Annotated in this window: 19 protein-coding genes, 1 tRNA gene and 4 pseudogenes; 13 read left to right on the top strand and 11 right to left on the bottom strand. The window is 59.8% G+C overall.

What is annotated here, in order from left to right:
- Positions 1 to 57: 57 nt before the first annotated feature.
- Positions 58 to 1,140 (top strand): redox-regulated ATPase YchF, encoded by a 1,083-nt coding sequence (gene ychF, locus ACIOMO_RS26545; RefSeq protein WP_401244438.1) that lies wholly within the window; start codon positions 58 to 60, stop codon positions 1,138 to 1,140.
- A 149-nt stretch (positions 1,141 to 1,289) separates the two neighbouring features.
- Here ychF and ACIOMO_RS26540 read toward each other — a convergent pair whose 3' ends face one another.
- The gene (locus ACIOMO_RS26540; protein WP_401244434.1) at positions 1,290 to 2,507 is read right to left on the bottom strand and encodes an MFS transporter; all 1,218 of its coding nucleotides are present in this window, start codon (positions 2,505 to 2,507) and stop codon (positions 1,290 to 1,292) included.
- A 433-nt stretch (positions 2,508 to 2,940) separates the two neighbouring features.
- Here ACIOMO_RS26540 and ACIOMO_RS26535 point away from each other — a divergent pair, with 433 nt between their 5' ends.
- On the top strand, positions 2,941 to 4,998 hold the full coding sequence (locus tag ACIOMO_RS26535) for a methyl-accepting chemotaxis protein (RefSeq protein WP_401244432.1): 2,058 nt from the start codon (positions 2,941 to 2,943) through the stop codon (positions 4,996 to 4,998).
- Here the strand turns inward: ACIOMO_RS26535 and ACIOMO_RS26530 are convergent.
- Complete coding sequence (locus ACIOMO_RS26530) at positions 4,991 to 5,893, bottom strand: LysR substrate-binding domain-containing protein (protein ID WP_401244430.1); 903 nt, start codon at positions 5,891 to 5,893, stop codon at positions 4,991 to 4,993. The genes ACIOMO_RS26535 and ACIOMO_RS26530 overlap by 8 nt on opposite strands.
- 227 nt (positions 5,894 to 6,120) lie before the next feature.
- Between ACIOMO_RS26530 and ACIOMO_RS26525 the strand changes: the two genes are divergently transcribed.
- From ACIOMO_RS26525 to ACIOMO_RS26500, 6 genes are all read left to right on the top strand, one after another.
- On the top strand, positions 6,121 to 7,239 hold the full coding sequence (locus ACIOMO_RS26525) for an ABC transporter ATP-binding protein (protein WP_401244428.1): 1,119 nt from the start codon (positions 6,121 to 6,123) through the stop codon (positions 7,237 to 7,239).
- 15 nt (positions 7,240 to 7,254) lie between these two features.
- The gene (locus tag ACIOMO_RS26520; RefSeq protein WP_053123801.1) at positions 7,255 to 8,175 is read left to right on the top strand and encodes an ABC transporter permease; all 921 of its coding nucleotides are present in this window, start codon (positions 7,255 to 7,257) and stop codon (positions 8,173 to 8,175) included.
- On the top strand, positions 8,175 to 8,981 hold the full coding sequence (locus ACIOMO_RS26515; RefSeq protein ID WP_401244426.1) for an ABC transporter permease: 807 nt from the start codon (positions 8,175 to 8,177) through the stop codon (positions 8,979 to 8,981). Before ACIOMO_RS26520 ends, ACIOMO_RS26515 begins: the two co-directional genes overlap by 1 nt.
- A gap of 27 nt (positions 8,982 to 9,008) precedes the next feature.
- Positions 9,009 to 10,055: an extracellular solute-binding protein gene (locus ACIOMO_RS26510; protein WP_401244424.1), complete on the top strand. Its 1,047-nt coding sequence runs from the start codon at positions 9,009 to 9,011 to the stop codon at positions 10,053 to 10,055.
- Positions 10,056 to 10,115: 60 nt separating this feature from the next.
- On the top strand, positions 10,116 to 11,570 hold the full coding sequence (locus tag ACIOMO_RS26505) for an amidase (RefSeq protein ID WP_401244422.1): 1,455 nt from the start codon (positions 10,116 to 10,118) through the stop codon (positions 11,568 to 11,570).
- Positions 11,571 to 11,656: 86 nt separating this feature from the next.
- Positions 11,657 to 11,733, top strand: a tRNA-Met gene (locus tag ACIOMO_RS26500).
- Between the two features lie 98 nt (positions 11,734 to 11,831).
- Here ACIOMO_RS26500 and ACIOMO_RS26495 read toward each other — a convergent pair.
- Entirely contained in the window at positions 11,832 to 12,932 is a 1,101-nt protein-coding gene (locus ACIOMO_RS26495) for a DUF2817 domain-containing protein (protein WP_401244420.1), read from the bottom strand.
- 267 nt (positions 12,933 to 13,199) lie between these two features.
- Here ACIOMO_RS26495 and ggt point away from each other — a divergent pair, with 267 nt between their 5' ends.
- Positions 13,200 to 15,032 (top strand): gamma-glutamyltransferase, encoded by a 1,833-nt coding sequence (gene ggt / locus ACIOMO_RS26490; RefSeq protein WP_401244418.1) that lies wholly within the window; start codon positions 13,200 to 13,202, stop codon positions 15,030 to 15,032.
- A gap of 151 nt (positions 15,033 to 15,183) precedes the next feature.
- Positions 15,184 to 15,354, top strand: a pseudogene (locus ACIOMO_RS26485) (transcriptional regulator); the annotation flags it as partial.
- A gap of 23 nt (positions 15,355 to 15,377) precedes the next feature.
- Here ACIOMO_RS26485 and ACIOMO_RS26480 read toward each other — a convergent pair.
- The 7 genes and pseudogenes from ACIOMO_RS26480 to ACIOMO_RS26450 all read right to left on the bottom strand — a co-directional run.
- Positions 15,378 to 15,464: pseudogene (locus ACIOMO_RS26480) on the bottom strand (lysine transporter LysE); the annotation flags it as partial.
- A gap of 66 nt (positions 15,465 to 15,530) precedes the next feature.
- Entirely contained in the window at positions 15,531 to 15,752 is a 222-nt protein-coding gene (locus ACIOMO_RS26475; RefSeq protein ID WP_053123815.1) for a helix-turn-helix transcriptional regulator, read from the bottom strand.
- Positions 15,753 to 15,759: 7 nt separating this feature from the next.
- The gene (locus tag ACIOMO_RS26470) at positions 15,760 to 16,320 is read right to left on the bottom strand and encodes a DUF2975 domain-containing protein (RefSeq protein ID WP_212545498.1); all 561 of its coding nucleotides are present in this window, start codon (positions 16,318 to 16,320) and stop codon (positions 15,760 to 15,762) included.
- 92 nt (positions 16,321 to 16,412) lie between these two features.
- Positions 16,413 to 17,024: a flavin reductase family protein gene (locus ACIOMO_RS26465; protein ID WP_401244416.1), complete on the bottom strand. Its 612-nt coding sequence runs from the start codon at positions 17,022 to 17,024 to the stop codon at positions 16,413 to 16,415.
- Positions 17,025 to 17,203: 179 nt separating this feature from the next.
- A pseudogene (locus tag ACIOMO_RS26460) lies at positions 17,204 to 17,641 on the bottom strand (methyl-accepting chemotaxis protein); the annotation flags it as partial.
- A 102-nt stretch (positions 17,642 to 17,743) separates the two neighbouring features.
- Positions 17,744 to 18,430, bottom strand: a pseudogene (locus tag ACIOMO_RS26455) (PAS domain-containing protein); the annotation flags it as partial.
- Between the two features lie 206 nt (positions 18,431 to 18,636).
- Positions 18,637 to 19,950: an MFS transporter gene (locus ACIOMO_RS26450; protein ID WP_401244414.1), complete on the bottom strand. Its 1,314-nt coding sequence runs from the start codon at positions 19,948 to 19,950 to the stop codon at positions 18,637 to 18,639.
- A 314-nt stretch (positions 19,951 to 20,264) separates the two neighbouring features.
- Here ACIOMO_RS26450 and ACIOMO_RS26445 point away from each other — a divergent pair, with 314 nt between their 5' ends.
- Positions 20,265 to 21,683 carry a short-chain fatty acid transporter gene (locus tag ACIOMO_RS26445; RefSeq protein ID WP_053123825.1) on the top strand — a complete coding sequence of 473 codons (1,419 nt, stop codon included), beginning with the start codon at positions 20,265 to 20,267 and terminating at the stop codon, positions 21,681 to 21,683.
- A gap of 201 nt (positions 21,684 to 21,884) precedes the next feature.
- Here the strand turns inward: ACIOMO_RS26445 and ACIOMO_RS26440 are convergent, their stop codons facing one another.
- Positions 21,885 to 22,175: a nucleotidyltransferase family protein gene (locus tag ACIOMO_RS26440; RefSeq protein WP_282358664.1), complete on the bottom strand. Its 291-nt coding sequence runs from the start codon at positions 22,173 to 22,175 to the stop codon at positions 21,885 to 21,887.
- Positions 22,176 to 22,320: 145 nt separating this feature from the next.
- On the opposite strand from ACIOMO_RS26440, the gene ACIOMO_RS26435 reads away from it, so the two are divergent.
- Together ACIOMO_RS26435 and ACIOMO_RS26430 are read left to right on the top strand one after the other, a co-directional pair.
- Positions 22,321 to 24,021, top strand: coding sequence for an acid phosphatase (locus tag ACIOMO_RS26435; RefSeq protein WP_401244411.1), 1,701 nt, complete (start codon positions 22,321 to 22,323; stop codon positions 24,019 to 24,021).
- Between the two features lie 119 nt (positions 24,022 to 24,140).
- Positions 24,141 to 25,313, top strand: coding sequence for a hypothetical protein (locus ACIOMO_RS26430; protein ID WP_401244409.1), 1,173 nt, complete (start codon positions 24,141 to 24,143; stop codon positions 25,311 to 25,313).
- The last annotated feature ends 139 nt before the right edge of the window (positions 25,314 to 25,452 follow it).

The raw sequence follows: 25,452 nt of genomic DNA, 5'->3' as shown, positions 1-25,452 counted from the left end.
ACAGCCAGAACGCCTCACTCTACACCGCGGGGAAACACCAGGGGATTCAATAGCCGCATCGACGGCCTGCCACCCCTCGGCAAGTCCACCCTGTTCAACGCCCTGACCAAATCCGGTATCGCGGCCGAAAACTTCCCCTTCTGCACCATCGAGCCGAACAGCGGCATCGTGCCGATGCCGGATCCGCGTCTGGACGCTCTGGCGGCCATCGTCAATCCAAAGCGCATCCTGCCGACCACCATGGAATTCGTCGACATCGCAGGCCTCGTTGCCGGCGCCTCGAAAGGTGAAGGCCTGGGCAACAAGTTTCTCGCCAACATCCGCGAAACCGACGCGATCGCTCACGTCGTGCGCTGCTTCGAAGACGAGAACGTGATCCACGTTTCCAACAGCGTCGACCCGAAGCGCGACATCGAAATCATCGACCTGGAACTGATCTTCGCCGACCTCGACAGCTGCGAGAAGCAACTGCAGAAAGTCGCGCGTAACGCCAAGGGTGGTGACAAGGACGCAGTGGTTCAGAAAGGCCTGCTGGAGCAACTGATCGCGCATTTCACCGAAGCCAAGCCTGCGCGCAGCCTGATGAAGAACATGAACGCTGACGAAAAGGCAGTGATCAAGGGCTTCCACCTGCTGACCACCAAACCGGTCATGTACATCGCCAACGTCGCTGAAGACGGTTTCGAGAACAACCCGCACCTCGACGTGGTTCGCGCCATCGCCGAAGAAGAAGGCGCCATGGTGGTTCCGGTCTGCAACAAGATCGAAGCGGAAATCGCCGAGCTCGATGACGGCGAAGAGAAGGACATGTTCCTCGAGGCCCTGGGCCTGGAAGAGCCTGGCCTCAACCGCGTGATCCGCGCCGGCTACGAAATGCTGCACCTGCAGACCTACTTCACCGCCGGTGTTGAAGAAGTCCGCGCTTGGACCATCAAAGTCGGTGCGACCGCACCTCAGGCTGCCGGCGTGATCCACACCGACTTCGAGAAAGGCTTCATCCGCGCCGAAGTGATCGCCTACAACGACTTCATCCAGTACAAGGGCGAAGCCGGTACTAAAGAAGCCGGTAAATGGCGTCTGGAAGGCAAGGATTACATCGTCAAAGACGGCGACGTGATGCACTTCCGCTTTAACGTGTAAGCGTTACGCCCAAGAAAAAGCCGCGTTTGATACGCGGCTTTTTTGTGCCTGAAAGATTGTTAAAAGATCGCAGCCTCCGGCAGCTCCTACATGGGATCACCTGTAGGAGCTGCCGGAGGCTCGGGCCGCGATCGGACGATCTTTTGATCTTAGGCCTTTTTGGTGCGCGGCAAGAAGATCGCCAACACGCCAAACAGCGGCAGGAACGAGCACAGGTAATACACGTACTCAATCCCGTGAATATCCGCCAGATGCCCGAGCAGCGCCGCGCCTATCCCGCCGAAACCAAACATCAAACCGAAGAACACCCCGGCAATCATCCCGACGTTGCCCGGCACCAGTTCCTGCGCGTACACCACAATCGCCGAGAACGCCGAGGCCAGAATGAAGCCGATCACCACGCTGAGGACGGTCGTCCAGAACAGATCAACGTGGGGCATCAGCAGCGTGAACGGTGCCACGCCGAGGATCGAGAACCAGATCACCGCCTTACGGCCGATCTTGTCGCCAATCGGCCCGCCGAAGAAGGTGCCCGCCGCTACCGCACCGAGGAACAGGAACAGGTGCAACTGCGAACTCGCCACCGACAGGTCGAACTTCTCGATCAGGTAGAAGGTGAAGTAGCTGGTGAGGCTGGCCATGTAGAAATACTTGGAGAACACCAACAGGCCCAGTACCACCAGCGCACTGGTCACCCGGCCCTTCGACAGTCCGTGAGTCGCTGCCTGACCTGCTTTGAGCTTGAACAGGTTCAAGTGGTGCGCGTACCAGCGGCTGATGCGGTACAGCACGAACAGCGCAAACACCGCGAACAAACCGAACCACGCGACGTTGGCCTGACCGAACGGAATGATGATCGCTGCCGCCAGCAACGGGCCGAATGCGGAGCCGGCGTTACCACCGACCTGGAAGGTCGATTGCGCCAGACCAAAACGTCCACCGGAAGCCAGCCGCGCAATCCGCGAGGCCTCGGGGTGGAACGTCGAGGAACCGATGCCGATTAGCGCCGCCGCCAGCAGAATCATCGGAAAACTGCCGACCATCGACATCATCACGATGCCGATCAATGTGCAGATTGAACCCGCCGGCAACAGCCACGGTTTCGGATGCCGATCGGTGTGATAACCGACCCACGGCTGCAACAGCGACGCAGTCAGTTGGAAGGTCAGCGTGATCAGGCCGACCTGAGTAAAGGTCAGGCCGTAATTGGCCTTGAGCATCGGGTAGATCGACGGCAAGACCGACTGAATCAGGTCGTTGATCAGATGCGCCAGCGCCACCGCGCCGATAATTCGCATCACCAATGGACTGCTTTGGGGAGCAGTGGGCGCCGAGGCAGCGGCGGTCTGAACGTTGCTGATAGCCATGGAAGATTCCGGACAGCAGATGGGTGCACGCAGGCAGGTGCGTCAATGTGCCATTTTTCAGTGCGTGAGCGCCATCCCCTTAGCCAGCTAACTAACCACCCTGACCTGAATCACCCAATCGTGTAGGAGCTGCCGAAGGCTGCGATCTTTTGATCTTTTAAAAAACAACATCAAAAGATCGCAGCCTTCGGCAGCTCCTACAGGGGACGGGATTTAGGTGATAGCCCAACGCCATGGTCTGAATCTTGCCTTGCTACTGCCCCTGAACGCGGTCGCCTTACAAAGGTGATCGACAATGGGAAGTTTCGCTACAGAACCTGCCTACAGAGCGGGTGAGAGTGAACTTTCGAGGCCTTTTAGCAGGGCACAACATCAACGTCGAACGACCGCGATGCACGCCGATGGTGCGTGGTGTCCAGAGGAGTCATGGGGCATGCAGGCTTTCCTTTCACCGGGGATCAAATTGCTGGGGCGGTTTGGCTTCGCGGGTAAATTCCAGTTGTTGTTTCTGCTGTTCATTTTGCCGTTGGCCGGCAGCCTGTTGATGATCGGCCAGGACTATCGCGACAAGCTCAATCTGATTGCCGGCGAACGTGCCGGCGTGCGCCAGTTGCTCGCGCTGGATGCGCTGGACAACCTGCTCGCCGCCCAACGCGACCGTGCCGCCCGTTGGCGCGCCACCGAAACCAATCGTCAGCCGACACCGGCCACCCTCGCCGCCATGGGCGCGTTCGACGCGGTGCAACCGGCGGTTGTGCAAGCCACCACGGATCTGGGCAATGCCCTGCAAAACGAAGGCGCGGAAGGTGAAACCCTCAGCCGCTACCAAACGCTGCAAACCGCACTCAATGGACTGGATTCAAAAAGCCTCAGCGGCGTCGGTTGGTGGCCGGACGGTTATGACCGTTTCACCAACGCCCTGAGCGCCCTGCAAGCGTTGCGCGAGCAGATCGTCATGGACAATCGCCTGACCCTCGCGCCGTGGCTGGAAACCTATCTGCTGACGCAAATCTCCACGCAACATGCGCCGGACTTGATTGAACGCGTCGGTCGCCTCGCTGCCGTCGGCCAGGCCTCAGTAGTCTCGGGCCAGTTCACCCTGCAAAGCCGTTTGCAGTTGCGCGATCTGCGCAGCCGTATCGGTGACGCCCGCGAGCAACTGGTGAAAACCGCCACGCTGCTGGAAGCACGCCTGCCGAAAGATCAGCAGAGCTGGGCCAGCCAATACCACGAGAGCCTCAAACACCTCGACAGCGGCCTGAAGGTGCTGGACGACGGCGTGTTTGGCGGCAGCATCAATCTCAAACCGGAAGACTTCGAACGCAGCCTCGATGCGCTGTTGACGGATCTCGCCGCCCTGCGCCAGCAATCGCTGGTCTCGCTGGATCAACGACTCGATGCCTACCACGGTTCAGCGATCCGTCAGTTCATCATCGTCGCCGCCGTGTTCGGGTGCCTGCTGCTCGCGGCGCTGTACCTGTTCATCTGCCTGCAAGCTTCGATTCGTCGCAGCGCCAGCGGCATTACCTTGCTCGCGGAAGCCCTGCGCGATGGCAACCTCAGCCTGCAAGTGCCGGTGGAGGGTCGCGATGAACTGGCGGCGATCAGCACCGCGCTCAACGTCGCGGTGGTGCAACTGCGCAGCAGTATGCTCGGAGTCGATCACGAGACTTCGCAACTGAGCGACGCGGTGCGCAGCCTCAACGATCACTCCAGCGGTGCCCTCGGCGAAGTCGAAGCGCAGCAGTTGCAGATCAGCCAGATCGCCGCTGCGGCCACGCAATTGGCCGCGACCTCGCAAGGCGTGGCGCAAAGTTGCGAACAGGCTTCCGGCAGCGCTCAGCAGACCCAGCGTATCGCCGCCGACAGCAGCCGCGACAGTCAGCGCACCACCGCGAGTATTCAACAGCTCAATCAGCGTTTGAACGACACCGCTGCGGCGCTGGGTCGGGTCAGCGAGCAAGGCCAGCAGATTCAATTGGTGGTCGACACCATTCGCGGGGTGGCCGAGCAGACCAACCTGTTGGCGCTCAACGCGGCGATTGAAGCGGCGCGCGCCGGCGAACAGGGGCGCGGTTTTGCCGTCGTGGCGGACGAGGTGCGCAGCCTGTCGCAACGCACGCAATCATCCACCGCGCAGATTGCCGGAACGGTCGACAGCCTGCGCGCAACGGTCAACGAAGCCGTGAGTTTGATGGAAGCTGCCTGCGGCCAGGCGCAAACCGATGCCGAGTCAGTCACCGGGCTTGGCGAACGGTTGGGCGAAATCGCCAGTGCCGTGCAGAGCGTCACCGACACCCTCGCGCAAATCGCCACGGCGGTAGAGGAACAGGCGTGCACCGCCGATGAAGTCAGCGGCAATATCCAGCAGGTCGATCAAGCGGCGGTGCGTTTGCTCGAAGGCGCGCGAGCGGTGAACCTCGCGGCAGACACCCTACGCCTCGGCAGCCAGGCACTGAGCGAGAACACGGCGCGCTTTCGCCTCAACTGATCACCGCTTGCGGGAAGTCCTTTTCCAGCTCGGTTTTCAGCCACTGGATAAACCACACGGCGTCCGCCGAGAGTTCGGCGGACGGCGTCAGCACCCGGTAACTTTCCAGCTTCACCTCATCATCAATCGCGCGCACCAGTTTGCCGCTGGCCAGTTCATGGCGCACCAGCACTTCGTTGGCCAGCGCAATGCCCTGCCCGCTTTCGGCCACTGACAAGGCGTGATCGTTGTTGACGTACAGCAGGTCGGATTTGAGGTGGATATCGAGGTCATGGGCGGCGAACCACAGATTCCACCACTCGCCGTCATCGACGTGAATCAGCTCGTGCTTGATCAGATCTCCCGGGCTGTCGATAGGATCGATGCTCGCCAGATACTCCGGCGTGCAAATCGGAAACACCCGAGGGCAAATCAGCGCTTCCCGCGAATCGGCGTACTCCCCGTCGAGGCCGTAGACGATGCCCAGATCGGCACTTTTGCCGTCCACTTCGGTGAAGGTCGAGTTGGGTTCGATGGCAAATTTCAGCCCCGGCCGCAGGTGCCGCATCGCTTCGATGCGCGGCATCAACCAGCGCTTGGCGAACCCCGGCACCACCATGATCCGCAGCCAGCGTTCGGCGTCTTTGGGTTGCGCTTCCTTACCAGCCTCGATGATCAACTGCAACGCGGCGCTGATCTTGCGGTGGTATTTCTCGCCCGCCGGGGTCAGGTTGACCCCGCGCGAGGTGCGCTCGAACAATTGAATGCCCAACCAGTCTTCGAGCAATTTCACATGCCGGCCTATCGCAGGCTGGGTCACGTGCAGCGCTTTCGAGGCTTCGACGTAGCTGCCCAATCGCGCGGCGGCATCAAAGGCACGCACCGCATTCAGCGGCGGCAATCGGTGGTCGGGCATGATTCCTGGCACCTTTGGCTATTAAATTAACTAACAGCTGCCATGTTTAAATTGAAGTGTCGCCCTGCGCAACCCCTGGCTGATAATCGAGCCACAGCAGAACAAAAAAACAGCTGGTTATTACACCCGAACGCAATCTCGATCCTGCCCAAAAAAATAATATCCATGGCCCGACGGCAACGCTTTTCAGAGCGAACCGCAGGCGATGGGGGAATCGGAGGTAACGCATGAATGCCCTGCATTCGCTGCAAACACTGGCGGTATCAATCCGCTCGGTGCGCAAGGTATACGGTGATCCGCACACCGGTTCAGTGGCGCTGAAAAGCATTGATCTGGATATCCGCGACAACGAATTCTTCACCCTTCTCGGCCCTTCCGGCTGCGGCAAAACCACGCTGCTGCGGATGATCGCCGGTTTCGAATTTCCCACCGAAGGCGAGATTCTCCTCTACGGCGAAAACATCGCCGATCGCCCACCCTTCGAGCGGCCGGTCAACACGGTGTTTCAGCATTACGCGCTGTTCCCGCACATGACCATCGCTGAAAACCTGGCCTTCGGCCTCGAATCGCACCCGATGGGCAAAGTCCTCACCAAGGCGCAAATCAGCGAACGTGTCCGCGAGATGCTCGCGCTGGTGCAGATGGAACGCTTCGCCAATCGCAAACCGGCGCAACTGTCCGGCGGCCAGCAACAACGTGTCGCCCTCGCCCGCGCTTTGGCGCCGCATCCAAAAGTGTTGCTGCTTGATGAGCCGCTCTCGGCACTCGATCTCAAGCTGCGTCAGGCCATGCGCGAAGAGCTGAAAACCATTCAGGCGAAAACCGGCATCACCTTCATCTTCGTCACCCACGACCAGGAAGAAGCACTGACCATGTCCGACCGCATCGCCGTGCTCTCCGAAGGCGAAGTGCAACAGGTCGGGCGGCCGGAAGAAATCTACGAACGTCCGCGCAATCGCTTCGTCGCTGACTTCATCGGCGAAACCAATTTCATCGAAGGCACCGTGACTCGTGTGGAAGACGGTCAGGCGTGGTTCGCCGGGCCGGCCGGTCATCCGCTGCCGGCGCAAGCGTGCGATGACGTGCAGGTCGGCGCCAGCGTATCGCTGTCGGTTCGCCCCGAGCGCCTGCATCTGGTGCCGGCCACTACCGAGGCTGCCTTGCCGTGCCGGATCGACGCGCAGATCTACCTTGGCACCGACCTGCAATATCAGGTCAGCCTCAGCGACGGTTCGCGTCTCACCGTGCGCACGCCCAATTGCGTCGACCAGAGCCTGCGCTTTGCCGTCGGCTCCCAGGCCGGTCTGCTGTTTGACCGTGGTAGCGCCAGCGTCCTGCACGATTGAGCCGGAGAAATTGCCATGCACGCCTTACCGATTGCCAACACGCTGGAACGTCGCAAGGCCTTCCAGAGTTTCCTCGGGGTCAGCCCGGCGCTGACCGCCATCTGCCTGTTTCTGGTGGTGCCGATCCTGATTGTCATCGGCTATTCGCTGATGGAAGCCAACCCCTACGGCGGGGTCAATAAAGTCTTCAGCAGTGAGGCGTACACCTCGTTGCTGTTCGAGCGGCAAATGGATGACAGCCTGGCGTTTACCGACTCCTATCTGCTCATCGCCCTGCGTTCGATCGGCATCGCCGGGCTGACCACGATCATCACCCTGCTGATCGGTTTTCCGGTCGCCGTGTGGCTGGCGATGCAACCGGCGCATCGGCGCGGCTTGCTGATTTTTCTGATCACCGTGCCGTTCTGGGCCAACCTGCTGATCCGCACCTATGCGTGGATTTTGCTGCTGCGTAACACCGGCGTAATCAACAACAGCCTGATGGGCATGGGCGTCATCCATGAGCCGTTGCAGTTGTTGTACACCGACGGCGCGGTGCTGCTGGGGCTGGTTTACACCTACGCGCCGTTCGTGGTTTTGCCGATCTACGCCACGCTGGAAAAAATGGACATTCGCCTGCTCGAAGCTGCGCAGGACCTCTACGCCGGCCGCGTGCGCACCTTGCGCAAAGTCGTCCTGCCGATCGCCAAACCGGGGATTCTCGCCGGCGCCATCCTCACCTTCGTACCGTGCCTGGGCGCGATGATTGCCCCGGAACTGCTCGGCGGCGGCACGCGAATGATGCTCGGCAACCTGATCTTCCGCCAGTTCAGTGACTCGCGTAACTGGCCGTTCGGTGCAGCGCTGTCGCTGGTGTTGATGGCTGCGGTGATGCTGGTGCTGACCGTGTATGCCCTGCGCGCCGAGCGTCAGCGCATCGCCAAAGGAGGTGCGTGATGCTGGCTTTATTCAAACGCAAAGGGCTGGGCGTGCAGGACTTTCCAGGGTTCGGCGGCTTCAGTTTTCTGTTCTATCTGTACCTCTATGCGCCGATCGTGGTGCTGGTGGTGTTCTCGTTCAACGCCAATCAGTCGGCGACGGTGTGGACTGGTTTTAGCCTCGACTGGTACCGCGCCGCGTTCGCCAATCAGGCCTTGCGCCAGGCCGCCAGCAACAGCCTGTTGATCGCGGTGTGCGCCAGCGTTATTGCCACGGCGATTGCCACCCTCGCCGCGCTCGGTACCTCGCGCGGGGCCAAGTTCAAAGGCCTGCAACTGTCGATGGGCGCGATCATGTTGCCGCTGGTGTTGCCAGAAATCGTCGTCGGCGTGGCAACGCTCGCGCTGTTCTCGACCATCGGCCTGTCGCTGGGTTACGGCAACCTGATCATCGCGCACACGGTGTTCTGCATTCCTTTCGCCTACCTGCCGATTCGTGCACGTCTGAACGATATGGATCTGTCGCTGGAGCAAGCGTCGGCCGATCTCTACGCCGGCCCGTGGCGCACCTTTCGCAAGGTCACGCTGCCGCTGCTGATGCCGGGGATTTTCTCCGGGTTGATGCTGGCCTTCATCGTCTCGCTGGATAACTTCGTGATCTCGATGATGGTCTCGCAGGCCGGCACCACCACCCTGCCGATCTTCATCTTCGGCCTGCTGCGCATGGGTGTGACACCCGACGTCAACGCCGTCTCGACGCTGATCCTGGGCGTCTCGGTGCTGTTCGTCAGCCTCTCTTACCTATTGGGCAAAAAGAACGCCTGAACCTTCTACCTACCGTGGGGAAATGACATGAGCAAGTGGATAAAAAGCGTCGGCACTTCGTTGTTCCTGACTGTGCCGCTGACCATGGCCGTGAGTGTTCAGGCCGCCGAGAAACTCAACGTGGTGAGCTGGAGCGGCTACTTTTCGCCAGAGATTCTCGCCAAATTCCAGAAGCAGACCGGCATCGAAGTCACCGTCGATTCCTACGATTCCAACGAGACGCTGCTGGCAAAACTGAAACAGGGCGGCGCCGGTTATGACGTGGCGATTCCGTCGCATCAATTCGTGCCGATCCTGATTCAGGAAAAACTGCTGGAGCGCTTCGACCCGGTCAAAGAAGCGTATTACGCCAACGTTGCCGACAACTTGAAAAAGCCAAGCTGGGATCCCGAGGGCGCGTATTCGGTGCCGTTCATTTGGGGTACCACCAGCGTGGTGCTCGACACCGCGCGCTACAGCGGCCCGGCCGACAGCTACAAAGTCTTGTATGAGCCGCCGGCCGAACTGCAAGGCCGGATCAACATGTTCGACGCGGTCAGCGATGCGGTAGACATGGCCAGCCTCTACCTCGACATCCCGTTGTGCACCGAAGATCCGAAGCAGATGCAGCAGATTCTGACGTTGCTCAAGGCGCAGAAACCGTACGTGAAAACCTACAGCTCGAAGGCCGGTTCGATCCGCGAAAACCTCGCTTCGGGTGAAATTGACATGTCGATGTTCTGGGGCGGCTCGTCGATGCGCGCCCGCGAAATGAAACCGACGCTGAAATATCTGTACCCGAAGGAAGGCGTGCTGGCGTGGGTCGACAACATGGTCATTCCGACCGGCAGCAAGAATCCAGCGAATGCCAAGGCGTTCATTGCGTTCCTCAGCCAGCCTGAAAACGCGGCGATGACGCAGAACTTCCTCAAGCATCAGAGCCCGATCAAAGGCGTCGAACCGTTCCTCGATGCCTCGCTCAAGGACGCGCCGGAGCTGCACATTCCGCAAGGCACCAAAGTGGTGTTCAGCAAGACCTGCGGCGAAGGCTCGATCCGTGTGGCCGACCGTCTCTGGACCAACCTGATGCGTTGATCCCTGCCGCCCCGGCGCGAGGCCGGGGCGTTTTTCCAGTCGTCTTAAAGGCTGCTTGCAATGAATTCTAATAACATCAGCGAACTGGTCCTGTTGCAGGCCCATGAGCTCGCCGAGCGCATTCGCCTGCGCCAGGTTTCCTGCCGCGAAGTGATGCAGACCTATCTCGCGCACATCGAACGCTTCAACCCCAAGGTCAATGCGTTGATCAGCCTGCAAGCGCCTGAAGATCTGCTGGCTCAGGCCGATCAGCGCGACGCTGAACTGCTGCGCGGCGAATACCATGGCTGGATGCACGGCCTGCCGCACGCGATCAAGGATCTGTCGCTGACCCGTGGCATTCGCACCACCATGGGTTCGCCGCTGTACAAGGATTTTGTGCCCGAGCGCGACGGCATCATGGTCGAGCGGATCAAAAATGCCGGCGCGATCATCATCGGCAAGACCAACACCCCGGAATTCGGCCTCGGCTCGCAAAGCTACAACCCATTGTTCGGCGCCACCGGTTGCGCGTATGACCCGAGCAAAACCGCCGGCGGCAGCAGCGGTGGCGCTGGCGCGGCGCTGGCGATGCATCTGGTGCCCGTGGCCGATGGCAGCGACATGATGGGCTCGCTGCGCAACCCGGCGGCGTTCAACAACATCTTCGGCTTCCGCCCGTCGCAGGGTCGCGTACCGTTTGATGACAGTGCCGATCTGTTTATCGATCAACTCGGTTACGAAGGCCCGATGGCGCGCAGCGTGCGTGACGCGGCGTTGCTGCTGTCAGTGCAGGCCGGCGCCGATGCGCGAGCGCCGCTGTCCATCGCCGAATCCGGTGAGGCGTTTGCCGCGCCGCTGGAACGTGATTTCAAAGGCACACGGCTGGGCTGGCTGGGTGACCTCAATGGTTATCTGCCGATGGAGAACGGCGTGCTGTCGCTGTGCGAGAAGACCTTCGGCGACTTCGAAAGCATTGGCTGCCACGTCGAGGCAGCGGATCCGGGTTTCGCGCCTGAGCGCTTGTGGAGCAGTTGGCGCACGTTGCGGCACTGGATGGTCGCCGGTTCGTTGGGCGCGACTTATGCCGATCCACAAAAACGAGCGCTGTTGAAACCGGAAGCGATCTGGGAAGTGGAAAACGGTTTGCAGCTTTCCGCCAGCGAAGTGTTTACCGCATCGGCGGTGCGCAGTGATTGGTATCGGGCGATCTCGAAGTTATTCGAAAAATACGACTACCTGTTGTTGCCGAGCGCTCAGGTGTTTCCGTTCGATAAAACCCAGCCGTGGCCGACGTCGATCGATGGCGTGAGCATGGACACTTATCATCGCTGGATGGAAGTGGTGATCCCCGGCACGTTATCGGGTTGCCCGGTGGCGAGCGTTCAGGCTGGATTCAATGCGCAGGGTTTGCCGATGGGGCTGCAGATCATCGGCAAGCACCAGGCAGACTTCGCTGTTCTGCAATTGGCGCACGCGTATGAACAGGCCAGCCGCTGGTTCCAACGCTGCCCTTCGCCGCTGCTGAGCCAGTGATTTTGATAAACGGTTGAAAGCGTAGAAAAAATTTTTAAATTTACGCTTGACGCTTTTCCATTTCAGGGGAATAATGCGCGCCACTTGGCTACATAGCTCAGTTGGTTAGAGCATAGCATTCATAATGCTGGGGTCCGGGGTTCAAGTCCCTGTGTAGCCACCAAGTACTAAAAACGGCTTACCGAAAGGTAGGCCGTTTTTTTATGCCTCGAGAAAAGCGCCGGTTTTATGGTGAGGGGATTTCTCCCCTCTTCCAGCGTTTCAGCCTGCCAGTGCCGCCAATCCTTTCGCCCAGATTTGCCGGGTACGCAAACCCACCATCGCCCGCCAGTCGGGATCGGCCGGGTAGAACTGTTCCAGCAGATTCAGTTTGATCACCCTTCCCGTCGCATCCAGCGGATCGCCGTGAAGATGCAACCAATGGTCGTCACGTAAATACCGATGCACATCCGCGCCCGGATACGTTCCGCACTCGATCACGAACGGCATCAATTGCACGTCCGGCAAGGCATCGAGCAATGCCTGCGAGGTGTAACCGGTGGCGGTCGCGGCGACGCCGGTTTCGCTCAGGGTGTCGGCGCCGGTGTGCAGCGTGTAAAGCCATGGGCCGTAAATCGACCGAGCCTTGGGGAGTGCCGGGTACGGCGTTTGGGTGATCGTCAGCAACATCGGATGACCGTATTCGCCAGCGCCGGTGTGCAGGTCGAAACACATCACGGTGTCCGCGCCAGCCAGATGCGCTTCGATGATTTGATGCAACGTGCGATTCGACCAGCTCGGCGCCCGACCGCCATAGAACAATCCATCCGGATGACTGTGCTGCCCGCCCTCGACAATCGACATCACCGCCGGCCAGCCGTGTTCGTTGATCTGCGCATCGAGCAAGGCATCGGCGCGCTGACGCTCGGGGCCATTCAGGTCGGTGCAGGCGTAGATATCGTGTAATGCCGCGTAAGCACGGTTATCCGGCAATGCTTCGGTGAAATCCAGGTGATTGCGGTTGAGGTCGATGTTGTCTTCGTTGACTCGACGCAGCCACGCGGTGCCCCACGGGTTGATCAGGTGAACCATGATCACCGCGACATCCTTGGGCAGCGAGCCGGGTGCGAATGCTTTCAGCCAATCGATTTGGCAGTCGGAACCGTAATAGCCTTCCACGCCGTGAGTGCCGCTGAGCGCGACCAGACGCTTTTCCGCCTGCGGGTCACCGAGCACGGCGACGTCGGTGCTCAACGGCTCGCCAAACGGGCCACAGCGCGGATGTGCGTAGGAGGTGATTGTCGCCCCGGCGGCATTGGCGGCGGCGAGAAACTGTTCGCGTTGAATGCGGTAACTGGACTCGGTGGGAAACTCGCTGTGCATGCCTGGCCTCTTGTGATTTTTATGCCTTTCAACTGTAGGAGTGAGCCTGCTCGCGATAGCGCTGGATCAGTCAGCAATGATGTTGAATGTGATGACGCTATCGCGAGCAGGCTCACTCCTACAGGGAGTCGTTATGGTCTATCAGTTGAGGTCGACCCTAGCGAACATCCGCCCTGAAAAGAAAGACAAAAATGCCCATCGGTTTGCGTCTCGACCGACCGGTCGATAGAGTCCCTCAGACTTTTAATCCACGGACGGAGAGCCCGCGTGTTTTCAGCCTTGCCCTTGAGCCGCTTTCGCCTGCCTGCCCTGACGCTGATCATCAGCGCCCTGACCCTCACCGCGTGCAACGCCCCGCCCTCCTCGGTCATGCCCTTGGCACCGGAAGCCGCGTCGGGTTTCCGCACCGATCTGCAAACCCGTCACGCCAGCAAACACATGGCCGCCGCTGCCAATCCACTGGCTGCCGAGGCCGGTCGCGAGATGTTGCGTCAGGGCGGTTCGGCGATTGATGCAGCGATTGCGATGCAGGCCGTGCTGACGCTGGTTGAGCCGCAATCCTCCGGGATCGGTGGCGGTGCGATGATCGTGCTGTGGGACGGTAAACAGGTGCGCACCTATGACGGCCGCGAAACCGCGCCGGCCGGCGCAACCGAGAAACTCTTTCTGCGCCCTGACGGCAAACCGATGTCGTTCCCGCAGGCGCAAATTGGCGGCCGCTCCGTTGGCACTCCTGGCGTTTTGCGCGCTCTGGAAATGGCGCATAAACAACACGGTCGCCTGCCATGGGCCAAGCTGTTTGAACCGGCAATCAACCTCGCTGAACAAGGTTTCGCCATTTCCCCGCGCCTGCATTCGCTGCTGGAATCTGATCCGGTGATTCGCAATTCTCCGGACATGGCCGCGTATTTCCTCAATGCCGATGGCAGTGTCAAAGCGGTCGGCACGCGCTTGCAGAATCCAGCCTTGGCTGCCGTGCTCAAACGCATCGCCAACGAAGGCGCCGACGCGCTGTACAAAGGCCCGATCGCCGAAGAAATCGTCGCCAAGGTTCAGGGCCACGCCAACCCGGGCAGCCTGTCGCTGAACGATCTTCAGCACTATCAAGCCAAAGAACGCGCGCCGCTGTGCACCGAATACAAGCGCTGGCAAGTCTGCGGCATGCCGCCACCGTCGTCGGGCGGCATCGCCGTGGCGCAGATTCTCGGCACCTTGCAGGCGCTGGAAACCCGCGATCCGCGCTTGTCGCTCACCCCGCTGAAACCAGTGAAAACCGACAAACCCGCCGGCATCGAACCCGCGCCACAAGCGGTGCACCTGATCGCCGAAGCTGAACGTCTGGCCTACGCCGACCGCGCGCAATACGTCGCCGATACCGACTTCGTTCCGGTGCCAGTGAAAGGCCTGGTCGACCCGGGTTATCTGGCCAATCGCGCCAGTCTGATCGGCGAGCGCAGCATGGGCACCGCCCAACCCGGCACACCACCCGGCGTGCAAGTGGCCTACGCACCGGATCGTTCGCCACTGCGTATCTCGACGTCACAAGTGGTCGCAGTGGATGACCTCGGCGGCGCCGTATCGATGACCACCACCATCGAAGCAGCGTTCGGTTCGCACCTGATGGTTCAGGGTTTTCTGCTGAACAACCAGATGACCGACTTCTCCTTTATCCCCGAAGAGAATGGCCAAAAAGTCGCCAACCGCGTCGAACCCGGCAAACGTCCACGCTCGTCAATGGCGCCCGCGCTGATCTTCGATCGCAACAGCGGCGAATTCCTCGCCAGCGTCGGCTCACCGGGCGGTTCGCAGATCATCGAATACGTGGCGAAAACCACCATTGGCCTGCTCGACTGGAACCTCGACCCACAAAGCGCCATCAGCCTGCCCAACTTCGGCAGCCGCAACGGCCCGACCGAACTGGAGCAAGGCCAATTCAGCCCGACGCTGATTCAGGCGTTGAAGGACAAAGGGCATGCAGTGAATGAAATCGACATGACCAGCGGCACCCAGGCGATTGTTCGGGTCAAGGATGGGCAAGGGAATGCAACGCTGGAAGGTGGTGCGGACCCACGGCGTGAAGGGGAAGCGTTGGGGGATTGAGGCTTACATGCAAGACGGAAAAGGCTTACTGGGAGGTAGGCCTTTTTTTATGCGGGCTCGGAAGCTACGGCAATGTCACGTCGCCTTTTCCTACCCCTGAAAATTGTACGCAGAGGTAGAGTGAGTCCGTTCGTTGAAATGGAGTTTTCCCATGAACATGCGTCCGATTCACACCGAAGAAGACTACCGTGCGGCGCTCAAAAACGTTTCCGCACTTTTCGACAATGAACCTGAACCTGGTACGCCTGAAGGGGATTACTTCGAGGTAATGATCACCTTGATCGAAGCCTACGAAGCGAAGCATTTTCATCTCGACTTGCCCTGAGACAGATACACCCAATGCGCTCAACGACTCGCCACCAAATGCGCGCCAAACAGCAAGTAGCAACCACCGGCCAGTCGATCCAGCCACTTACGCGAGCGTTCGTAAACACTGATTCGACAATGCCCACACCTTGCAACATCCCGCCGCGTTTTGCCATGGGTTGGGCAGTGCTTTTAAACAGCCGGTTCGCCCTCCGGCACGCGGATCAGCAAGTCGCCGGGTTGGCAGTTGAGGTATTCACAAATGGCGTCCAGGGTCGCCAGACGCAAACCTTTGACCTTGCCCTGTTTGAGCAAAGACAGATTGGCTTCGGTGATGCCGATGGCGGCGGCCAGATCCTTGGATTTGACCTTGCGCAGGGCGAGCATCACGTCCAGTTGAATCACGATAGACATAGCGATCTCAAATAAAAGTACGGTTTTCGGAATCCACTTCGCTGGCCTGCGACAGGATACGCGCAATGATCGAAATACAGCCGGCCATGAACAACGCGACGAAGGTGGACGCTGTGACGCTCAAAGTCACCATTCGCTCACCTACCGGCGCATTTTGCGTAATCCACAAGCTGAGCATCGGTTCGCATAGAAAATCCAGCAGCACCCAGAGCGCCACGGCGCGCCCGACTTTACCCAGATGACCGGCGGCTTCGGCAGAAAAATACTCACCCGTGGCGTAGCACTGGAACAGACGGCGCAGCGACTTCAAACCAAAGGCCAGTGCGATCAGAGGAATACTCGAAAGCACAATGGCGCCCAAGGTTTGCCACCACGGAAACACTGCGGCGGCACTGGTCATGTCCGAGAGCTGGCGATCGCTCAGTGCGAACCCCAGGCCCAAACCATCCTTGCTGGCCAACGTCGGGAACAGCCAGACCGCAGCGTTGAGCACCAGCATCAGAATGATCAGCAGCAACGTGATCGTGGCCATACGGCGGCTGAATTGCGCGAGAGAAACGGAAGTCATGAGATGCCTCACAGATTGAATGTGAGACAAACCATAGACGATTAAATTATCGCAAAACAATAATTAATTACTGCAAAACGTTAATTTTTGTTTCACTGCGCTGGTTTAGCCTCCAGCACTTTGCCATCCAGCGCATCGCCAATAGTGAGGAAATGCCCGCCCGCCACATGGTGCAGCGTACGCAACGAATTGTGGCCGTCGAAATGCCAACGCCCTTCGCTAAACACGCGCGCATCGGCGTGAGCGGCAATCACCTCGGCGAGGAACAGATCGTACTGCTGATGATTGTGCGGCTCCGGCAACAAACGACATTCAAGCCAGGCGACGCAGCCGTCGAGCAGCGGCGCCTTAACAAGCTCCCCGGCGAAGGTTTGCAGGCCATAGGCGTCGAATTTGTCGCGGCTTTGACTGCCAACGATGTCCAGACCGGACGTGTTACCGACGGTTTGCACAATATCGGCCTGTTGCGCGCACGGCACGTTGAGGACGAAGGTGCCCGAGGCTTCGAGCAACTGTCGTGTCCAGGTTGATTTATCGAGTACGACGGCGACTTTCGGCGGCTCGAAATCCAGCGGCATTGCCCAAGCGGCAGCCATGATATTGCGCTGGCCGTCATGGGCGGCGCTGACCAACACGGTCGGCCCATGATTGAGCAAACGGTAGGCTTTGTTGAGGGGAACCGGGCGGCGATGGTCGGCGCTCATGGGGATCTGCTCCGGGGAGAAAAGGAGCCGATTGTAGCGCCAGCAACGAAATATCTGCTGGTGAAAAACCTGTAGGAGCTGCGGAACGCTGCGATCTTTTGATCTTGGCCCTCAACATCAAGATCAAAAGATCGCAGCCTCGTTTTACTCGACAGCTCCTACAGGGATTGGGTGGATCTTCAGTTGGAAAGTTGATTGGCGAACTGGCCAACCGCATTCACCACTTTCTGCGCACCGTCCTGAATCTCGACAATCACCGTGCCCGCCTCTGCCGCCAGCGCCAGCCCCTGTTCAGCCTGCAGCTTACCGTCAGTCATCAGGGCCACAGCATTGCGCGCCATTTCCTGGTTCTGCCGCACCACGCCGACAATTTCGTCCGTCGCCTGACTGGTGCGCGAAGCCAGTTGCCGCACTTCATCGGCCACCACGGCAAAACCGCGCCCCTGTTCACCGGCACGCGCCGCTTCGATCGCCGCGTTGAGCGCCAGCAGGTTGGTCTGTTCAGCAATCCCGCTGATGGTTTTGACGATGGTGCCGATCACCAGCGACTGCTCGTTCAGCGCTTCAATGCCCTCGCCCGCCGTCTGCATGTGTCGCGACAAATCGCGCATCACATTGACCGCCTCGGTCACCACCGTGGTGCCGCGCTGCGCCGTACTGTCGGTTTGCTGCGAGGTGCTGTAGGCAATGTTGGCGGCTTCGGCAACGGCCTTTTCGCGGTTGACCTGATCGGTGATCACCGTGGCGAACTTCACCACTTTGTACAGTTTGTTGTTGGCATCGACCACAGGGTTGTAGGACGCTTCCAGCCAGACTGTACGACCATGTCTGTCGACCCGTTTGAAACGGTCGGCGACGAACTCACCGTTGTTCAAGCGACGCCAAAAGTTTGCGTACTCGGCGCTGTTGTACTCCTGCGGCTCGCAAAACATGCGGTGATGTTTGCCCTTGATCTGCGCCAGGCTGTAACCCATACCGCTAAGGAAACGATCATTGGCGGCCAGTACATTACCGTTGAGATCGAACTCGATCACGGCGGTGGAACGCACCAATGCGCCGATCAGGTTTTCGTGTTCGCGGGAGGCTTCGATTGTGCGCGTCAGGTCGCTGGCATAGATCGAGATGTTCTTGATCCGCCCATCCGACGTGCGCACCGGCTGCACGATCGAGCGCAGCCACGCCTCTTCACCATTGCCGCGCAGCAAACGAATCGCGCCAGCGAAATGCTCGCCACGGTTCATGGCGTTTTTGAAGCGCTGATGAAATTCATCGGACTTCACGTGGGCCGGAACGATGTCTTCGATCGCGCGGCCAATCAGATCGTGGCTCTTGTAGAGCATCTCGGTGAGGAAGTTCTGATTGACCGATTGCACCCGGCCGTCGGGCTCAAGGGTCAGCACCAGCATCTCGCTTTCCAGGCTTTCCTTCACTTGCACAAGACTGGAGAGTTCTTCACGAAGAGCGGCCAGCTCTTGCTTCAAGCGTTTGTTGAACATGGGAAAGTACCGATGGACAGGTTAGAGAGCGGGATGCAGCCTAACCATCGGCCTTGCGCAGCGTTTCTGAAGAGCGCTTGAGACTCCTCAGTCAAAAATAGTTCGGACGTACGTTTTCAGGCAGCTCCGGCTACCTGACATTGTCCCGTGCGCGGCATCCGCGCGCCGAAATACGCCGCGCTGACGATACCGACCGCGCCCATCACTGCGCAGAACATCACGCAGATCCACGGGCTCCACGGCATCAGACCGATCAGCAGCAGCGGTGTGATACTTGCCCACGCGGCGTAGGCAATGTTGTAGGTGAAGGAAATGCCTGACACGCGAATACGCGCCGGGAACAACCCGACTATCACCGACGGCACCGCACCCACCACGCCGCAGGCGAGACCCGCGATGGCGTAGGCGATGCCGATCCAGTCGCCGCCGCTGATCAGGCAACCGTAGAGCACGGCAATGCCCAGCGGCAGCAACAGGCTATAGAGCATGACCGTGCGCCAGGCGCCGATGCGGTCGACCAGCAACCCGGCGATCACGCAGCCGATATTGAGGAAAACGATGCCCAATGCGCTGAGGGCGAAGGTGTGGCTGGCGCTCATGCCGAAGGTTTTCTGCATCATCGTCGGCGTGATGACGACGAACACCACCACCGCCGAGGTCAGCACGCAGGTCAGCAGCATCGCCGGTAGCATCGCCAGTCGGTGTTCGCGCAACACCGTGCGCAACGGCAGTTCGACGCGCGCCTCACGTTGCGCTTCCATGGCCATGAACACCGGCGTTTCGCTCAGCCAGCGACGCAGGTAGACGCCGATCACGCCGAATACACCGCCGAGCAGGAACGGATAGCGCCAGGCGTAATCGAGGATTTCTGCCGGGGTGAACACTTGCGCCAGAAACGTCGCGGTCAACGCGCCGATCAGGTAACCGAAGGTCAGCCCGGCCTGCAAAAAGCCAAGCGCATAACCACGATGGCCGGTGGGCGCATGTTCAGCCACAAACACCCAGGCACTCGGCACTTCGCCGCCGACCGCCGCCCCTTGGAGAATGCGCAGCGCCAGCAGCAACAGCGGCGCGAAATAACCGATCTGCGCGTAGGTCGGCATGATCCCGATCAGCAGGCACGGCAGCGCCATCATCAGGATGCTCAGGCTGAAGACTTTCTTGCGCCCCATGCGGTCGGCGAAATGCGCCATCAATATCCCGCCCAGCGGCCGCGCCAGGTAACCGGTGACAAAGATCCCGAAGCTTTGCAGCAGGCGCAGCCATTCGGGCATTTCCGGCGGGAAAAACAGCTGACTGAGGGTCAGGGCGAAGAACACGAAAATGATGAAATCATAGATTTCCAGCGCGCCACCGAGGGCTGCAAGGCCGAGGGTCTTGTAGTCGGAGCGGCTGAACGGCGCGGGTTGCGCAGCGGAATTGGCAGTCATGACAAAGAACTCTGGCACAGGCAAAAAACCAAGGCGCACATGGTCTACGCAAATGGGCGGATGGACAACCCGTTAGACCATAGTCCTGATTTGGAAAAACCTGCTCACAAAACGCCTCGGCTTGATTTACTGTTGGGGCCTGTCGGTTCGGGCAAACGCAGTTCCTGTAGGAGTGAGCCTGCTCGCGATGGCGCCAGGTCAGTCAATGCACATGTTGAATGAACGGACGCTATCGCGAGCAGGCTCACTCCTACAGGGGATATGTGTTTCGCCTGCCAGACCCAAAATAACCATAAAAAATCCGAGGTACTTCTGTGGCCGCTGATATCGAAGATAGCCGCTCCGCGCGCTTCGCCTTGCGCTGTTCCAACTTCGCCGAACGCTGGTTTCCCGATTCCTGGGTGTTCGCTGCGCTGGCCGTCATCATCGTCGCGCTGGCCACAATGGCCATGGGCGCCAAACCCACCGACGCCGCGATGGCTTTCGGTGACGGCTTCTGGAGCCTGATCCCGTTCACCATGCAAATGGCCTTCGTGGTGATCGGCGGCTACGTCGTCGCCAGCTCGCCGCCCGCCGTGAAACTGATCGATCGTCTGGCGCGCATCCCGAAAAACGGCCGCTCCGCCGTGGCCTGGGTCGCACTGATTTCGATGGTTGCGTCGCTGCTCAACTGGGGCCTGTCGCTGGTGTTCGGCGGTTTGCTGGTACGCGCCCTCGCCCGCCGCACCGATCTGAAAATGGATTACCGCGCTGCCGGGGCCGCTGCCTATCTGGGTCTGGGCGCCGTGTGGGCCTTGGGCCTGTCGTCGTCGGCCGCACAGTTGCAGGCCAACCCGGGCAGCCTGCCGCCGTCGATCCTGTCGATCACCGGAGTGATTCCGTTCACCGAAACGATTTTCCTCTGGCAGTCCGGCGTGATGCTGCTGGCGCTGATCGTGATCTCGATCATCATCGCCTACGCCACCGCGCCCGGCCCGAACTCTGCGCGGGACGCCAAGGCGTGCGGCATCGACCCGGCGTTCAACCTGCCACCGCTGCAACCGCGCACTCGTCCGGGCGAATGGCTGGAACACAGTCCGCTGCTGATCATCGTGCTGGTATTGCTGGCGGCGGGATGGCTGTTCCACGAGTTTTCGACCAAACCGGCGATCACCGCGATCTCCGGGCTGAACACCTACAACTTCCTGTTCATCATGCTCGGCGCGCTGCTGCACTGGCGCCCGCGCAGCTTCCTCGATGCGGTGTCGCGCGCGGTACCGACCACCACCGGCGTCCTGATCCAGTTCCCGCTGTACGGCTCGATTGCCGCACTGATGACCACGGTCAAAGGCGCCGATGCACAGACGCTGGCGCACCACATCTCGACATTCTTCGTCAGCATCGCCTCCCACGACACCTATGCGCTGCTGATGGGCGTGTACTCGGCGATTCTCGGCTTCTTCATTCCGTCGGGTGGCGGCAAGTGGATCATCGAAGCGCCGTACGTGATGCAGGTCGCCAACGATCTGCAATACCACCTCGGCTGGGCGGTGCAGATCTACAACGCGGCCGAAGCGCTGCCGAACCTGATCAACCCGTTCTACATGCTGCCGTTGCTGGGTGTGCTCGGATTAAAGGCGCGAGATCTGATCGGCTTCTCGTTCGTACAACTGCTGGTGCACACGCCGCTGGTGCTGTTTTTGCTGTGGGCGCTGGGGACGACATTGGCGTATACGCCGCCGGTGATGCCGTAAACCGGATCGTCCGGTCGGCATAAAACCCTTGTGGGGGCTTGCTCGCGAAAGCGGTGGGTCAGTCAACATCATTGCTGATTGACACACCGCTTTCGCGAGCAAGCCCGCATTTGTTTCACTTCGAACTTGAGTCACCATCCAGACTTCACACCCATTATTCGCAGTCTCATTCAGTTCTTAACTGATAGATCAGTTCCCTTTTCATACAGGTCGCGACTGTTCCAAAACCTGTTGGCGAAATTTGAGTGGAATATCTTCCGGGGTTCGCAAGTCAACGGTGACGCCCAGTAATTCCTCAAGCTCCACCTGAAGCCCTCCTAGATCAAACAATGTGGTGCCGGGCTTTGGATCGACCAAAAGGTCGAGATCACTGCCTTCTGTATCGGTGCCCATGGCCACCGAACCAAAAACACGAAGGTTGCCCATCTGAAATCGGCGGGCAACCGCACGGACAGCGATTCGTTGCAAATCAAGAGCAGTAGAGGGCTTCATGGTTTATCGCGACAGGATTCAATCGCGAAAGTCTAACCGTGCAGCAGATCAACAATCACCGCACCATTTGTAACCCAACCGTCACATCCCCTTGCTAGCGTCCGCCCGAAACATACTGAAACATTTAAGCAAAACGGGCCGACACATGATTGACGATTCAGACGCCACCGACGCACCTTCCGCAAAATCCGATACCCCCACCGATACCAGTCGCCGCCGTTTCCTTGGGGGTGTTGCGGTGCTTGGCGTCGGGGCGACGCTGGCGGCGTGTGGCAATACCAGCGATCAACCGGGCAAACCGGTCGAGCATCCGCTGACCCCGGCGGAGCTGGACGAGGCGCTGCGTGAGCAGGTGCAAACCGTGGTGGTGATCTACGCCGAGAACCGCAGTTTCAATAATCTGTTCGGTGATTTCCCCGGCGTCGAGAAGCCGCTGTCAGCGCTGAAACCTGCCGACTATCAGCAACGCGACCGCGATGGCTCGCTGTTGCAAACCCTGCCGCCGGTCTGGGGCGGCACCTTACAGATCGGTCCGCAAACCCTGGATGGCGTGACCTACCCCAACGCCACACAGTTTCAGGAAAACCTGCCCAACGCGCCGTTCGCCCTCAAAGGCCCGAATGGCGAAGACCTGCCCTTTGGCTTGGTCACTCGCGATTTGTGGCATGTGTTTTATCAGAACCAGATGCAGATCAACGGCGGCAAGAATGACGGTTTCGTCGCGTGGGCCGACTCCGGTGGTTTGACCATGGGGCACTACGCACAGAGCCGTTATGCCCTGCGCCTGTGGGACGTCGCGCAGGAATTTGTGCTGTGCGATAACTTTTTCCAGGGCGCTTTCGGTGGCTCGTTCCTTAACCATCAGTACCTGATCAGCGCCACCGCACCGTTCTATCCGGACGTCGGCAATTCGGTGGCCAAATCACAAATCGCTACGCTGCAAAGCGCTGATCCGAACGATCCGCGCCTCAAACCGCTGGACGCATCGCCCGCCAGCGCCATGACTGGCCCGCCTCAATTCGGCCCGAGTGCGCTGACGCCGGATGGTTATGGCGTTAACACACTGGCCCCGCCCTACTGGCCGACATGGATTCGCGACCCTGAGCGCCCGGCGTATTCGAAAGCCGATCTGCCCAATGTGATGGTGCCGCAGACCCACGAGCACATCGGCGACAAGCTGTCGAAAAAGAACGTCGATTGGGCGTGGTACGCCGGCGCGTGGCAGGCGACGCTGGATCAGTTCAAGGATTCCGGCGGCATCCCGAAGATTCCCAACTTTCAGTATCACCATCAGCCGTTCAACTACTTCAAACAACAAGGCCCGGACAATCCCGCAGAGCGCACTAAACGTCTGCGCGACGCCGGGTTGGGCGATGAGTCGAGTACTAACAAATTCTTCGCCGACGCCGAGGCCGGCAAATTGCCCGCCGTGAGTTTCTACAAACCTCAGGGCAACCTGAATATGCACGCCGGTTATGCCGACGTCGCGTCCGGGGATCGACACATCGTCCGCGCGTTGAAAGTGCTGCGTGAAAGTCCGCAGTGGAAAAACATGGTGGTGGTCGTGACCGTCGATGAAAACGGCGGCTGGTGGGATCACGTTGCGCCGCCCAAGGGCGATCGCTGGGGCCCGGGCTCGCGTGTGCCGGCGCTGGTGGTGTCGCCGTTTGCGCGCAAAGGCACAGTCGATCACACGGTTTACGACACGGCGTCGATCCTGCGCTTGATCACCCGCGTGTTCCAGTTGGAGAAGCTCGACGGCCTCAAGCAGCGCGATGACGCGATGACTGCGCGCGGGCAACAACCCATGGGCGATCTGAGCAACGCCCTACACTTTCCAGCCTGATAAATCCGCCTTCGACTTGCGCACAAAAAACCGTGTTGCCCGACTTCTCCGGGCATCACGGCTGATCCACTATGAGGCGCCCCCGAACGAGGGGGAGTCACGCTGAAAAGGATCTGAGCATGTTGAAAATCGCAGGACTGACCCTCGCCGCGCTCACGCTGAGCGCCGCCGCCCACGCCGATGTCGACCTGAAACTCGGCAGCAGCGAACGCGTTACCCATCTCTTCGCCTACCCCAACAACTGCAGCGTCATCTGCTTTCGCAACTGGACGCTGGAGCAGACCGTCGCCCACTACCTGAAACAGAGCGTGCAACGCGACGGTTACGCCAATGCAAAGGTGTTGGTGAGGACTGATAACGGTCAGCTCTACGCCGAGATAACCGGCGTGCCGAAGGGTTATGACAAACCGTTGTCGGCGCTGCTCGATGCCGGCGATCTGGCTTACAAAGGCGCCAGCCAACTCAACGCCGACGGCAAATGGGCGTACAGCTGGTATCTGTTCCTGCCGCTGGGCATGGCCCTGGAAAACCGCAAAAGCATCGAACTGCTGCACTTCCCGCCGGATTATTCGCTGACCCAGGCGCAGGATTACCTGCGCTCGAACACCACCGATCGCTGGGCAACGTTGCTGACCGCAAACGGTATTCCTGCGGCGCAGACACCGGCGTTTCAAACCATCATCGACATCGCCCCGATCGCCGCGCCCGCCAGCGCCGGCAGTGATCTGGAAGGCGTCTACGGTTACTTCAAGGACTACCAGACCACGCTGGTCAAACAGTTCAGCCAGAGCGCCAGCGGTAGCGTGCTGCCGATGGTCGCTTTCGGGGCGCCGGTGCGAAACTGGATCAAAGACCAATACGGGCCGACTGTGGGCGTGCTGGGCCTCGCCACCATCACGCCTAGCAAGGGGGTGAACGTGCCGGTATTGGGCTCCAATCACCCGAGTTACATCTGGTACGCCGCCGACCCGAAAAGCTACACCGGTGATGATGCCCTAGCCAAAGCCGATGCCGCCGGCCTGAAAGTGATGGGACAGGATTTGAGCGCCGCTTGTTGGCAGGCCGGAATGGGCAGCAAACCGGGCAGCGACCCGAAGACTCTGCTCAACAGCTGCACACAAACCTGGCAGGTGACGCAGAAGGTCAAAACCTGCGAGCTGTTCTACACCTCGATTCGCAATCTGAGCGCAGAACAAGCCGCCGCGAAATGCACCACCACGCCGATCAAGGCTGAACTGCAGCAATTGCAGGCACCGTTGCCGGCTGCTGCCGTCCCGGCCCCACATCTGTAGGGTATTTGCGCGTCAGTTTTGGCTGACGCGCAAAAGCGCCAATCGCACCTGTCAGATCTGACAGTAGACCGGTTTTTTCATATATCGCAGGATTGGATCCATAAATCGTGTTGCAGGACTGACAGGACGTCAGCCTACG

Source organism: Pseudomonas sp. NPDC087804 (assembly GCF_044742965.1).
Taxonomy (GTDB): Bacteria; Pseudomonadota; Gammaproteobacteria; order Pseudomonadales; family Pseudomonadaceae; genus Aquipseudomonas; species Aquipseudomonas rustica.
This window is presented reverse-complemented; position numbering and strand designations above follow the sequence as displayed.